We start from the raw sequence: 13,310 nt of genomic DNA on the forward strand, positions 1-13,310 counted from the left end.
GCCAAGCAGCAAGTTACTTATATGCTCTTGTTTCTCGCTTTTTACGCGTGACGGAAGGTCGTGCCGAACGACACGGCGGCGTGGCCGCCATCGCCGCCGAGGTCAGGCCGCGTTCTCGCGCCAGCGCGCGACCCACTTGTCGTAGAAGCCCATATCGCCGGGCACGGCGCCGCTGACGGCACAGATCGCGCCGGCGAATTCGTTGGCGCGCTCCAGGGTGAGGTCCAGCGGCCAGCCGCGCGCGCGGCCCAGCATGAAGACGGCGGAGAACGCGTCGCCGGCGCCCGCCGTGTCGATCACGAACGGCGGCACCGGATTGTCGCGCGTGGCGACGTAGCTGCCGTCCGCGCCGAAGTACACGGACCCGCGATGGCCCAGCGTGACGATCAGCGCCTGCAGCGAGAACCGGTCCATCAGCGCGCGGCAGGCCGCGTGCACTTCTTCCGTCGACAGCGCCGGGTCGTCGGGGCCGATCTGGAAATACCACTGGAACAGGGCCTGCAATTCCTCTTCGTTGACCTTGACGACGTCGGCCATCGTCAGCGACTTCGTGACGATGGCTTCCGTGGCCTGGCCCGGCCGCAGGTTGAGGTCGAGGAAGCGCAGTGCGGACGTCGCGTCCAGCACGGCCGTCAGCGCCAGCCGCGAGCGCTCCTCGCGCTGGGCCAGCGTGCCGAAATACACGGTGTCGTGACGGCCGCCGTCGGCGACGGCCGCGGCGGCCGCTTGCGGGTCGATGAAATCGTAGGCCTGGCGCGGCAGCAGCGCCAGGCGCGGGGCTCCGCCGTGGCGCTCGGCGACTGCACGGCCCGTTTCTTCCATCGGGTCGACCTGCAGGCCGGCGTCCGGGATGACGAAGCGCTCCAGCTCCGCGCGCACGGCCGCGCCGTTGCGGTCGTCGCCGATGCGCGTGATCAGCAGGGGTGGCGCCATGAAGGCGGCCAGGTGGCGCGCCACGTTGAACGGTGCACCGCCCACGACCGGGGCGCCGGTGCCTTCCTCAACGAGCACCTCGCCGAACACCACCGCCATCCCGTTCCATTTCACCATACGCCGTCTCCGTCCGTTCGATCGCACCCGGGGCATTGTAGCGCACCAGTCGCATCGCGCCGGCGGCGCAGATCAGCAGCACACCGGCCAGCCGGATGACGTTTTCCGGGTTCCCGCCCAGCCAGCCGCGGTAGATCAGCGGCAGCGTGAAGATCTGGATGATCATCGGGATCACGATGAACATGTTGAAGATCCCCATATAGACCCCTGTGCGTTCCGGCGGCAGGCTGGAAGCGAGGATCACGTACGGATTGCCCATGATGCTGGCCCACGCAAGGCCGATACCGACCATCGGCACGAGCAGCAGCACGGGGGTGTGGATGTGCGGGATCGCCAGCATGCCGGCGCCGGCCAGCAGCAGGCACACGGCGTGCACGACGTGCGGCCCGATGCGGCGCGCGAACGGCACGAGGGCGAACGCGGCGAGGAAGGCGACGAAGTTGTAGAACGCGCCGATCTGGCCGTTCAGCAGGCCCGCGTCGCGAAAGCCGGGCGACGCCGCGTCGCTCGTGCCGAACAGCGTGCGTGCCAGCGACAGCGTGATGAATTGCCAGTAGCAGAACATCGCGTACCACTGGAACAGCTTGACCAGCGCCAGCTGCTTCATCGTCGGCGGCATGTCGCGCACGGCCGCGACTATCTCCGCCAGCGTGTGGCGCCAGCCGCCCGGCGCAGCGCGCATGGCGGCGAGTTTCTCGGCCGGCAGCGGGTCTTCGGGGGTCGTCTTCACGGACCACAGCACGGAGACGAGCGAGCACACGGCGCCGATCAGGAACGCGGCCACGACGACCTGCGGAATGTGGCTGCCGTTGACGGCGTCCTTGTCCATGCCGATCCAGACGAGCAGCGACGGCGTCAGGTACGCCAGCGTCTGGCCCAGGCCCGTGAACGCGCTCTGCGTGAGGAAGCCGAGCGTGTGCTGGCTCGCGGGCAGCTTGTCGCTGACGAACGCGCGGTACGGCTCCATCGTCACGTTGTTGGCGGCGTCGAGGATCCACAACAGGCTCGCGGCCATCCACAAGGTGGGACTGTACGGCATCGCCAGCAGGCCGATGCTGCACAGGACGGCGCCGATGAGGAAGTAAGGCGTGCGCCGTCCCCAGCGGCTCGTCGTGCGGTCGCTCAGCGCGCCGATCAGCGGCTGCACGAGCAGGCCCGTCATCGGCCCGGCAAGCCACAGGTACGGCAGGCTCGCCTCGTCCGCGCCGAGGTATTTATAGATGGGGCTCATGCTGCTCTGCTGCAGACCGAAGCTGAACTGGATGCCGAAGAATCCGATGTTCATGTTGACGATCTGCCAGAACGTCATGCGTGGCTTGGACATGGTGTCTCCCAGCGTTCGATGAATGGACGGTAGAACGCATGATCGTCCGGGACGGCGCCGACGATGCCGCACACGGCCCCGGCGAATTCGTTGGCGCGGGTGAGCAGGACGTCCAGCGGCCAGCCGCGCGCGCGGCCGAGCAGGAACACGGCGGAAAACGCGTCGCCCGCGCCCACCGTGTCGGCCAGCTGCACGGGCGCGACGGGGGCCGGCGTGGCGTGGCGTGCGCCGTCGGCGCCGAAGTACACGGCGCCGCGCGGGCCCAGCGTCACGATCAGCCCCGCGAGGTTGAACACGCGCAGCAAGGTCGCGCACGCGTGGCGCACGTCGGCGTCCGCCATGTCGTCGGTCGGGAGGCGCATATGGGTGTACCAGCCGAACAAGTCCTGCAACTCCTCTTCGTTGACCTTCACGATGTCGGCCGCGTGCAGCGACGCGTACACGCACCGCTCCGTCACCTGCCCTGCACGCACGTTCAGGTCGAGGTAGCGGCAGGCGTCCGTTGCCGCCAGCAGCCGCATCAGCGCGTCGCGCGACTGCGGCTCGCGCTGGGCCAGCGTGCCGAAATACAGCGTCGCCGGCCGCGCAGCGTCGAGCGCCGCGACGGCGGCATTGCCGTCGATCGCATCATAAGCCTGTTGCGGCAGGATCGTGAAGCGGTGGCCGCCATCGGGGAGACGGTCGACGCGCACGGCGCCCGTGGGCAATGTCGCGTCGACCTGCAGCCCGGCCATCGTGAGGCCGAAGCGTTCGAACTCGGCGCGCATGCGGGCGCCGTTCCCGTCGAGGCCCACGCGCGTCAGCATCAGGGCATCCTGCCCGAACGCGGCCAGGTGGCGCGCCACGTTGAACGGCGCGCCGCCGATCACCTGGCGGTCGCCGAAGTCGTCGACCAGCGCTTCGCCGAACACGGCGACGGTCTGTTGTCCACTCTGTGTCATGTCGTTCCTCATCATGGATCATGCCAACGGCCGGCCGCGATGCAGCCAAACCTGATCCCAAGGGGCCAGCGCCAGCGTACCGGTGCCGCCGTAGGCGCCCAGGTCGATCGCGAACGAACGGCCGGAAAAATTGAGCAGCGCCCGGAAGCCGTCGCCGCGGGCCAGCGCCAACAGCGCCGGATCGTCGGACGGCAGCACCGTGCACGGCACGCCGGCCGCCAGCTCGGGCAGTTCGCGGCGCAGGCAGATCAGGCGGCGCAGGCCCGCGTAGGCGCGGCCCGCGGGCGTCGTCGCATCGTTGCGCTCCGCGTAACGGACGATGTCGAACGGCGCGCGCTGGATCCAGCGGCTGTCGTGCGCGCGCGCGGGGTCGTCGCGGTAACTGCCGTCGTTGGCCATCGCCAGCTCGTCGCCCGTGTACAGCACGGGCAGGCCGCCGAAGCACAGCGCGAGGCCGTGCACGAGCAGCAGCCGGCGCAACGCGGCGTCCGACGGGTCGGAGGAGAACCCGCACAGCGCGGCCGCCGTGCCGTTGGTGGCGAGGCCACCCTGGAAGCCGGTGCCGGCCGCGTAGCTGGCGCCGTCGTTGTAGAAATGCGCGACGGCGGCCAGGCGGGAGATATCGCCCGCCTCGGCCAGCAAATGCTTCCAGCCGATGTCGTCGTGGCAGCGCACATAGGTCAGCCAGCTGGCCCCGGCCGGCAGCGCGGGCGTCGCGGCGGCCACTTCACGCACGAGGCTCGCGTCTTCTTCCGCGAGCGCCGCCCAGCCGGCCGTCATCAAGGTGCTGTGGTAAGCGAGGTGGCATTCGGGTGCGTCGGCGGCGCCGAAATACGCGGGCAGTTCGCGCGTGGGGACGATCGCCTCGGCCTTCAGCAGCACGCCCGGCGCGGCGATGTCGACGATGGCACGCAGCGCCTGCAGCAGCCAATGCGCTTCCGGCTGGTTCATGCAATCGGTGCCGAGGCGCTTCCACAGGAACGCCGTGGAATCGAGGCGGAACACGTCGATGCCGCGGTTCGCGAGGCGCAGCAGCGCGGCCGCGACGGCCGCGAATACCGCGGGGTTCGCGTAATTCAGGTCCCACTGGAATGGATAGAACGTCGTCCACACCCAGCCCCCCATCGCATCGACGTGCGTGAAGTTGCCGGGCGCGGCCTGCGGGAACACCTGGCCCAGCGTGGCTTCGTACGCGTCCGCCTGCTCGCGGCCCAGCACGTGGAAGAAGTCGCGCAGGTGGGGGTTGCCTGCAGCGGCGCCTTGCGCCCACGGGTGGTCGTCCGCCACGTGGTTCAGGATCAGGTCGGAGCACAGGCTGATGCCCGCTTCGCGCAGCGACGCCGTCAGGTCTTCCAGGTCGGCGACCGTGCCCAGGCGCGGGTCGACGTCGTCGAAGCTGGCGACGGCGAAGCCGCCGTCGTTCTCGCCCGCGCGCGGGCGCAGGAACGGCAGCAGGTGCAGGTACGTGACGCCGAGGTCGCGCAGGTGCGGGATGCGCTCCTTCACGCCGCGCAGGTTGCCGCCGAACCGGTCGACGTAGGCGCTGTAGCCCAGCATCGTCGGCGCGCAGAACCATGTCGGGTCGTCCTCGCGGGCGGCATCGACGGCTTGCAGCGCGGCGGGCCGCGCAGCCATCAGGCAGCCCACGTCGGTCATCAGGCTCTCCAGCCAGGCGGCGTGGCCCGGCAGGTGGCCATACAGGCGCTGCAGGCGGTCGGCCAGCACGGCCTCGTGGCGCGCGGCGCGCCGGCGCGCGTCGGCCTGGCGGCCGGCGGGCAACGCGTCGAGCAGGCGGCGCAGGGGAAGTGACATCGTCGTCATGAATCTCAAGAATCTGGATGATGGGCCGGCGGCGGTGCGCCGGCCCGGGAGGGAACGCGTCAGAACGCGTACTTGACGCTGGCCTTCACGGCGCGGCCGGTGATCGAGCGGGCGGCGTGGCCGTCGCCTTCGATTTCCGTGTAGCCGATGCGGTTGAACAGGTTGTTGGCGTTCAGCGACAGCTGCACCTTCGGCGTCACCTGGTAGTTCAGGAACGCGTGCACGACGGTGTAGCCCGGCAGGACGAGCGTGTTGGCATCGTCGCCCCAGCTCTTGCCCGTGCCGACCACGGTCAGGCCGAAGCTGGCCGGGCCCAGGTCGTAGCTCGGCGCCAGCTGGTACACGGCATGCGCCTGGCGGCGCGGCGTGTGGCCGATGGTGGCTTCGCCGCCCGGCGCCGTCGCCGTGATCTTCGCGTTCGTCAGCGTGAGGCCGCCCGTCACGTGGAAGTCGCCGAGTCGATACGCGGCTTCCAGTTCGGCGCCTTTCGCGTCGTAGCTGTTCGCGGTCGACAACTGCGTCGTCGCCTCGTAGTTGGACTCCTTGGTGCGGGCGCGGAACAGCGTGAGGAACGTGGACAGGCCGCCGCTGCGCCATTTCACGCCACCTTCCAGCTGCTTGACGGTGTTGATGCTGATCGGCGCGCTGCCGTCCAGCGGGGTGCCGAACAGGATGCGGTCGGCGTTGAACGCCACGCCTTCGCTGGTGCGGGCAAACAGTGCCAGCGCCGGCGTCACGCGCCAGTTGCCGCCGACGGAATACGACGTGTGGCCGATGTCGTAGTCGACGTGCTGCACGGTGGCGGGGTCGTAGGTCGCGGCGTTCGTGGCGATGTTGGCGCTGCCGCCGGCATGCTGGCGGTCGCGGCGCACGCTGGCGTCCAGGTTGACGGGGCCCTGCTCCCAGCCGATGTTCGCGTACGGCGAGTTGGTGCGGTATTCGACGTCGACGGCGCGCGAGCAGCAGGCGCCGAACGCGGGACCGACGAAACCGGGCGTGCTGTTCGCCGTCTTCAGCAGCGCGGGGTCGTCACCGGTCCCCTGCAGCAGGTACTGGTTGAAGTTCCACGTCAGGCCCAGCTTCTGCAGCGACGAGTACCAGCCGGCCGTCAGGTTCAGCTTCGCGCCATCGAGCTTGAACGTCTTCGTCACGCGGGCGTCGTTCAGCGTGTTGCCCGCGTCGTCGATCGACGTGTTGAAGACGACGGCGTTGAGCGCGCGGCCGTTGTACGCCTGACCGGCGGACGGACCGGTCGCGAATGTATAGCTGCCCACCGTGCCACTGTCGGCCGGGAAGACGCCGATGAAGCGGCCGCTGTTGGACGCCTTGCGGAACTTGTCCGTCACGGTCCAGCCATTACCCAGGTCGTACGAGCCTTCCAGGCCGATCGCATTGCTCTTCACGGACAGGCCGTCGTTGACGTCGCTCGACACGTGGCCGTTGCCCTTCGTGAGCGAGACGTCCTTGACCCAGTACGGCGAATAAAACGATGCGTAGCGCGGGTCGATGCCGGCGATTTCCGAGATGTGGCCGTTGTTGACGAGGACGGGCACCGGCAGCGCCGTCGGGCTCTGGTCGTCCAGGTGTTTCAGCGAGACGCGGACGTAGCCGCCGTCGAAGTCGTGCGTGAAGTTCGCGCGCAGCTGGCCGCCGCGCTCGTCCTTGCCGGCCGCGTTGCGGATGCCTTCGCCGCGGCGGTAGAAGCCGCCCACGAAGAAGCGGTCATGGTCCGATACGTGGTTGCCGTAGTCGAAGTCGACGCGCGTGCTGTCGTAATCGAGGCCGCGCGACAGGCCGATGCTGCCGCCCGGCTGGGAACCGTCCTTCGACATGAAGTTGATGATGCCGCCGGGCGAGTTGGTGGCGAGCGTCGATGCCGAGCCGCCGCGCACGACTTCCACGTGGTCGAGGGAGCCGTCGATCTTGACGTAGCTGTCCGGGGTGATGAAGTTGAAGTCGCCGAACTGCAGCACCGGCAGGCCGTCTTCCTGGATCTGCACGTAGCGCGCGCCACCCGCGGAGATCGGGACGCCGCGCACGGTGATGTTGGCGTTACCTTCGCCGCCGGACGATTCCGAGCGCACGCCGGGGATCGCGCGCAGCACTTCGGCGGCGCTCGTCGGCGCCAGGTTCTGGATCGCGTCCGCTTCCAGGGTGCTGACCGAGACGCTCGACTTCATCTTGCTGGAACCGATCGGCGTACCGGTGACGACGACGCGCTCCATCTTCAGGCCGTCGGTCGATTGCGTGTCGGCCGGCGCGGCCGCTTCCTGCGCGGATGCCGCGCCCAGGTGCAGCAAAGCCAGCGCCACGGCACGCGCCGTGTGTTTCATGCGAACTTCCATGTCTCCTCCGTTATGTTGGCCGCCGTGCGGCGCTCGATTTGTTGGCACCTTCTCAGGCACGTGGCCATTATTTCTCGATTTTTCGAAAATTGCAAACGATTGCAATAACGTTGCAAAAACGCCGCAATACGTCGGCGTTGGGTCGTCGCCCCGCACCTGTGCGCCAATGCCGCCGGGCCACGTGCGTCCGCGTGGGCACGGGGCGCCCACCCCACACTGTTGTTGCAAACGTTTGCAAATAAGCTTGCACAGGGCACTGCGGCAAATCGGCCGCTCAGGCGCTGGCGCGGGCGATCAGTTCGGTGGGAAGCTTGACGGACGGCGCGCTGCGGCCGTCGACGAGGACGAGCAGCGCGTCGACGAGCGCGCGTGCGGCGACGTCGCGCGGCTGGCCGATAGTGGTCAGCGGCGGGTGGAAGTAGCCGGACAGTTCGATATCGTCGTAGCCGACGACGGCCACGTCGGCCGGCACGTCGCGGCCCTGCGCTCGCATGGCGTGGATGGCTTTCATCGCGAGCAGGTCGCTGCTGGCGAACATTGCGTCGTAGTCGACGCCGCGGCGCGCCAGTTCCGCCACGGCCTGGCCGCCGCTCTCGGGCAGGAAGGAGACGGCAACCTGCAGTTGCGGGTCGGGCGCGATGCCGTGCGCGGCCAGCGCCTGCACGTGGCCGCGGTAGCGCTGTTCGACTTCGGGCAGCGTGGTGTCGCCGAGGAAGGCGATGCGGCGCCGGCCCTGCGCCAGCAGGCGTTCCGTCGCGAGGCGGCCGCCCGTCACGTTGTCGCCGCCGACCGTCGTGTACAACTGCTGCGGCAGTTGCGCGCCCCAGACGACGAACGGCACGCCGCGCGCGGCCATCTTGTTCAGCTGGTCGTGATGGCGGCCCTGGCCGATCAGGATCACGCCGATTGCGCGGCCGCCGTCGAACGGCGCGGAGGCCGCATCGACCCGGTCGGCGTCGACGCGCGAGACGAGCGTGTCGAAGCCCTGCTCGCTCAGCGCGTCCGCGAGGCTGCCCAGCATCGACAGGAAGAACGGGTCGGACAGCTGCTGGCGCGACGACTGGTCGATCGGGATGACGACGGCCACCGTGCGGTTCTGCTGCAGGCGCAGATTCTGCGCGCCGATGTTGATCGTGTAGTTCAGCGAGCGCGCGAGGTCGAGGATGCGGTCGCGCGTCTCCTGGTTGACGAGGGGACTGTGGCTGAGCGCGCGCGACACGGTCGACGTCGACACGCCGGCCAGGCGTGCGATATCGGCCATCTGCAACCGCCGGGATGGCGTCGTCATTGGGCGGGCGTCAGTGCGGGACCGTGTCCTTGAACGACTGCCGTTCGGACAGCTTGTCGAACAGGCGCGCCAGGTTCGGGTGGGTGTCGCGCCAGGCGATGTCCGGGAAGCGGAACGCCAGCCAGCCCAGCGTGCAGCCGACGGCGACGTCGGCCAGCGTGTAATGGATCCCCATGCAGAACGGCTGCTCGCCCAGGTTTTCGGCCATCACCGCGAGGCCGCCGTGCACCTTGCCCATCTGGCGGTCGAACCAGGCCTGGCTCTGCTGCCCGGCCGGGCGCCACGTGCGTTCCAGGTAGGCCAGCACGGCCGCGTCGAGCACGCCGTCCGCAAGCGCTTCCCACACCTTGACGTTGGCGCGGTCGCGGCCGTTCGGCGGCAGCAGCTTGCACACGGGGGTCAGCGTATCGAGGTATTCGGCGATGACGCGCGAATCGTACATCGTGCTGCCGTCTTCCATCACGAGGCAGGGCACCTTGCCGAGCGGGTTCGACGACGCGATCTTCGTTTCCGCCGACCAGACATTTTCCAGCTCGAACTGATAATCGAGCTTTTTTTCTGCCAGCACGACGCGCGCCTTGCGCACATAGGCACTGGTGAAGGAACCGATGAGTTTCATAAATGCTCAGTAATGGAGATTGGCATACAGTATAGCATCGGCCTATCGCCCGCCGAACGCACGGGAACCGCGTGCAACGGTGGCCAAATGAGACTTGACAAAGCGGCCGGCCCCAGGCTGCCGATGGTAGAATCTCGTTTTTGCACTCACCGCTTCCGTCCTCCCATGACCTCTACCGCCTCCTCCTCGACCCTGTTGGCCCTGTCCCCGCTGGACGGCCGCTACGCCGGCAAGACCGACAAGCTGCGTCCGATCCTGTCGGAAGCCGGCTTCATGCACCACCGCGTGAAAGTGGAGATCGCCTGGCTGCAGGCGCTGTCGCAGGCCGGCTTCGCCGAGCTGAAGCCGTTCTCCGCGCAGGCCGGCGCCCTGCTGGACAAGCTGGCCGCCGACTTCTCGGACAGCGACGCCGCCCGCATCAAGGAAATCGAGGCCGTCACCAACCACGACGTCAAGGCCGTCGAGTATTGGCTGAAAGAGAAAGTGAAGGACGTGCCGGAACTGGTCGCCGCGTCCGAATTCATCCACTTCGCGTGCACGTCGGAAGACATCAACAACACGTCGCACGGCATGATGCTGAAGGCCGCGCGCGACGGCGTGCTGCTGCCGTCGCTGCAGGCGGTGATCGCCAAGCTGACGGAGATCGCGCACGCGAACGCCGACCTGCCGATGCTGTCGCGCACGCACGGCCAGACTGCGAGCCCGACCACGCTCGGCAAGGAATTCGCGAACGTCGTCGCCCGCCTGCAGCGCGCCGTGAAGCGCATCGCCGACGTGGAAATCCTCGGCAAGATGAACGGCGCCGTCGGCAACTACAACGCGCACCTGTCCGCGTACCCGGGCTTCGACTGGCCGGCGTTCTCGAAGAACGTCATCGAGCAGCGCCTGGGCCTGACGTTCAACCCGTACACCATCCAGATCGAGCCGCACGACTACATGGCCGAGCTGTTCGACGCGGTCTCGCGCACGAACACGATCCTGCTCGACCTGAACCGCGACATCTGGACGTACGTCTCGCTCGGTTACTTCAAGCAGAAGCTGAAGGCCGGCGAGATCGGTTCGTCGACGATGCCCCATAAAGTCAACCCGATCGACTTCGAGAACTCGGAAGGCAACCTGGGTCTCGCCAACGCCATGCTGCGCCACATGGCGGATAAACTGCCGGTCTCGCGCATGCAGCGCGACCTGACCGACTCCACCGTGCTGCGCAATATCGGCGTGGGCTTCGGCTACGCGCTGCTCGCGTACGACAGTTGCCTGCGCGGCCTGAACAAGCTGGAAGTGAACCCGGCCCGCCTCGCCCAGGACCTGGACGCGAACTGGGAAGTGCTGGCCGAGCCGGTGCAGACCGTGATGCGCCGCTACGGCATCGAGAACCCGTACGAGCAGCTGAAGGAACTCACGCGCGGCAAGGGCATCACGCGCGACGCGCTGCAGGAATTCATCGGCAAGCTGGCGATTCCGCAGGACGCCAAGGACCTGCTGCTGGCGATGACGCCGGCGAATTACACGGGTCTGGCGGCGCAGCTGGCCAAAGCCATCTAAACACCGCGTAGGGTGGGCACCCCCGTGCCCACCATGTGTTCCCGCGACGCTGACAGTTGGTGGGCGGAGGCCGCCCACCCTACGTTTGCGTTACCGGTAGGGTGGGCACCCCGTGCCCACCATGTGTTTGTTACCGCGACGCGTACTTCAGCGCTGCCACGTCAATTTGACGCCCACCGTCCGCGGCACCTCGCTGCGCGTGGGCGCAACCCCGTATTCCGCATGGCCGCCGTTCAGGTTCGTGCCGATCACCGATAACTCCACCCCGGGCGCGCAGCGCCAGCCAAAGCGGGCATCGATGGCCCAGTAGGCCGGCACGTCCGGGTAGCCCAGCGGGCCGTTGCGGCGCACGGCCACCTCCAGTTCGCGTGCCTCGTCGAGCACGTGGCTGGAGCGCAGCTGCGCCGTGTACGCGGGGTCGCGGCCCGTCGTCAGCACGCTGCCTTCGTCGCCGCTCCCGGGCTTCAACGTGAATTCCTCATGCAGCACCGTGGCGCCCGCCGCGAGGCGCCAGGCGTCCGTCACCTGCACATTGCCCCAGGCCTCGAGGCCGCGCGACCGCCCTTCCATCAGGTTGCCGAACACGATCGCGCTGCCGTCGGGCGTGACGTCCTGCGTGCGCAGGTGGTCGTACAGGTTGCGGTACGCCGTCACGGAATACGACACGACCTGCCCCGCCTGGCCGCGGTAGCCCAGCTCGAACACGCGCGCGGTCTCGGCGCGCACGCTGCGGCCGCCCGCCAGCAAATACGGCGGCGCCCCCGGCACATAGGCATCCACGTCCAGCCGCGACGGCGCCCGCACCGTGCGCGACACGGCGGCCCAGAACGCGTGCGCCGGCGTGGCGCGCCAGGACAGGCGCACGTTCGGCAGGAATTCCGCGCCCGTGTACGGATTGCGCTCCCAGCGCACGCCGGCCGTCAGGCGCAGGTCGTCGCGCAGCGCCACCTCGTCCTGGGCGAACAGGCTGGCCCATGCCTGCTTGTCACTGGCGGGCAGGAACGCGACGAAGCGGCTGTTTCCGACGTGGTCCCAGCTGTAGCGGTATTCGCCGCCCCACACGATGCTGTGGCGGCCCAGCGGCGCCAGCGCGTGCTGCAGCTGCAGGTCGGCGATGTCGACGGCGTCGCTGAACGTCGGGGGCACGCGGCGGTAGCGGTAGTCGTAATACGCTTGCGCCGTCACGCTGCCGCCGCCGTCGAGCAGGTGTTCCCAGCGTCCCGTCACGTTGGCGCCGTGGATCGTGATGTCGCCCAGGCCCTGGTCCGCGCCCGGCGCGCCGATGACGCCCGGCGCCGGCTGGCCCTCGCGCCCGCGCCACGCGTTGGCGTTCACGCTGAAGCGCTCGGCGCCGCGCTGCCAGTCGCCGCGCCACCCGGCCTGGCCCTGCGTCCAGTCGTCGTCGATGGACTGGCCGGACGCCAGTTCGCTGCGGGCGCGACCGAACACCTTCGCGTACGCGCGCCACGCGCCACCCGTCATGGCGCCGCCGTGGCGGAACGCGGCCGCGCCGCCGTCGCTGTCGGCGCGCAGCATGAGCAGATCGCCCTGCGTGTCGCGCGCGTGGCGCGTCGTGATGCTGATGATGCCGTTGACGGCATTCACGCCCCACAACGTGCCGCCCGGGCCGCTGATCACCTCGATGCGTTCGACGTCTTCCAGCATCACGTCCGGCTCGTCCCAGAACACGCCGGAAAACAGCGGGGAATACACGGAGCGGCCATCGATCATCACGAGCAGCTTGTTGGCCGGGCTGTTGCTCGTACCGTTCATGCCGCGCGCGGAAATGAAATAGTTGGTGTTGCTGCCGCGCGCGACCTGCACGTTGGGTGCAAGGTTCAACGCTTCCGCGAGGTTGCGAACGCCCGCGCGCCGGATGTCTTCCGCCGTGATCACGTACACGGACGCCGGCGCGTCCTGCAGGCGCTCGGGCCGGCGCGACACGGACGTGACGTCGATGTTCGCCAGTTCCTCGATCGACAGGTCGGCGAATTCCCCGGCTGGCCGCCGCACCGAGTCGTCTGCGCGTGCCGGCTGTGCCAGCGCCAGGCCGGCCAGCAGCAAGGTCCAGGGGAAGGTGCGGCCCATCGCGTTCATCGCTTATCGAAGGAAATAATCATTTCCCAACCATTATGTTTTATAAATCCATTTTCTCAATATTTTACCTTCATGCAGGACGGATTTTCTCGTACGTACGGTAGAGACTGGCAAACGTACCACGGATTGTGCCGCTGGTTGAACAAAGTTATCCGCCCAGGTGGCTTCCGCACAATATTTGGAACAGGTAAAGTGTCCGTATTGCAAAACCACGTCCGCACGCAAGTCATGCTAGTGCGTCCAAGGAAATGCAGGCTGCTTAATGCTTAAGCCAGCGGAT

Annotated in this window: 9 protein-coding genes; 1 reads left to right on the forward strand and 8 read right to left on the reverse strand. The window is 68.2% G+C overall.

Going from position 1 to position 13,310, the window contains the following annotated elements:
* Positions 1 to 102 precede the first annotated feature (102 nt).
* The 7 genes from HAV22_RS18790 to HAV22_RS18820 form a co-directional block, all read right to left on the reverse strand.
* On the reverse strand, positions 103 to 1,050 hold the full coding sequence (locus tag HAV22_RS18790; protein ID WP_166861169.1) for a PfkB family carbohydrate kinase: 948 nt from the start codon (positions 1,048 to 1,050) through the stop codon (positions 103 to 105).
* Positions 1,001 to 2,374, reverse strand: a complete 1,374-nt coding sequence (locus HAV22_RS18795) for an MFS transporter (protein ID WP_166861170.1) — start codon at positions 2,372 to 2,374, stop codon at positions 1,001 to 1,003. The genes HAV22_RS18790 and HAV22_RS18795 overlap by 50 nt, the downstream gene beginning before the upstream one ends.
* The gene (locus tag HAV22_RS18800; RefSeq protein WP_166861171.1) at positions 2,356 to 3,315 is read right to left on the reverse strand and encodes a PfkB family carbohydrate kinase; all 960 of its coding nucleotides are present in this window, start codon (positions 3,313 to 3,315) and stop codon (positions 2,356 to 2,358) included. The genes HAV22_RS18795 and HAV22_RS18800 overlap by 19 nt, the downstream gene beginning before the upstream one ends.
* Positions 3,316 to 3,333: 18 nt before the next feature.
* Positions 3,334 to 5,136: an alpha-amylase family glycosyl hydrolase gene (locus HAV22_RS18805; protein WP_229421308.1), complete on the reverse strand. Its 1,803-nt coding sequence runs from the start codon at positions 5,134 to 5,136 to the stop codon at positions 3,334 to 3,336.
* Positions 5,137 to 5,195: 59 nt separating this feature from the next.
* Positions 5,196 to 7,469 carry a TonB-dependent receptor gene (locus HAV22_RS18810; protein WP_229421309.1) on the reverse strand — a complete coding sequence of 758 codons (2,274 nt, stop codon included), beginning with the start codon at positions 7,467 to 7,469 and terminating at the stop codon, positions 5,196 to 5,198.
* A gap of 286 nt (positions 7,470 to 7,755) precedes the next feature.
* Positions 7,756 to 8,769, reverse strand: coding sequence for a LacI family DNA-binding transcriptional regulator (locus tag HAV22_RS18815; RefSeq protein WP_229421310.1), 1,014 nt, complete (start codon positions 8,767 to 8,769; stop codon positions 7,756 to 7,758).
* Positions 8,770 to 8,779: 10 nt separating this feature from the next.
* Positions 8,780 to 9,388, reverse strand: coding sequence for a glutathione S-transferase C-terminal domain-containing protein (locus tag HAV22_RS18820; RefSeq protein ID WP_166861174.1), 609 nt, complete (start codon positions 9,386 to 9,388; stop codon positions 8,780 to 8,782).
* A 165-nt stretch (positions 9,389 to 9,553) separates the two neighbouring features.
* Between HAV22_RS18820 and purB the strand changes: the two genes are divergently transcribed.
* Entirely contained in the window at positions 9,554 to 10,933 is a 1,380-nt protein-coding gene (gene purB, locus HAV22_RS18825) for an adenylosuccinate lyase (protein WP_166861175.1), read from the forward strand.
* 147 nt (positions 10,934 to 11,080) lie between these two features.
* Here purB and HAV22_RS18830 read toward each other — a convergent pair whose 3' ends face one another.
* A complete protein-coding gene (locus HAV22_RS18830) occupies positions 11,081 to 13,030 on the reverse strand; it encodes a TOL_0244 family TonB-dependent receptor (RefSeq protein ID WP_229421311.1) in 1,950 nt (649 codons plus the stop codon).
* Between the last annotated feature and the right edge of the window lie 280 nt (positions 13,031 to 13,310).

It is taken from the genome of Telluria antibiotica (assembly GCF_011682055.1).
GTDB classification, from domain to species: domain Bacteria; phylum Pseudomonadota; class Gammaproteobacteria; order Burkholderiales; family Burkholderiaceae_D; genus Telluria; species Telluria antibiotica.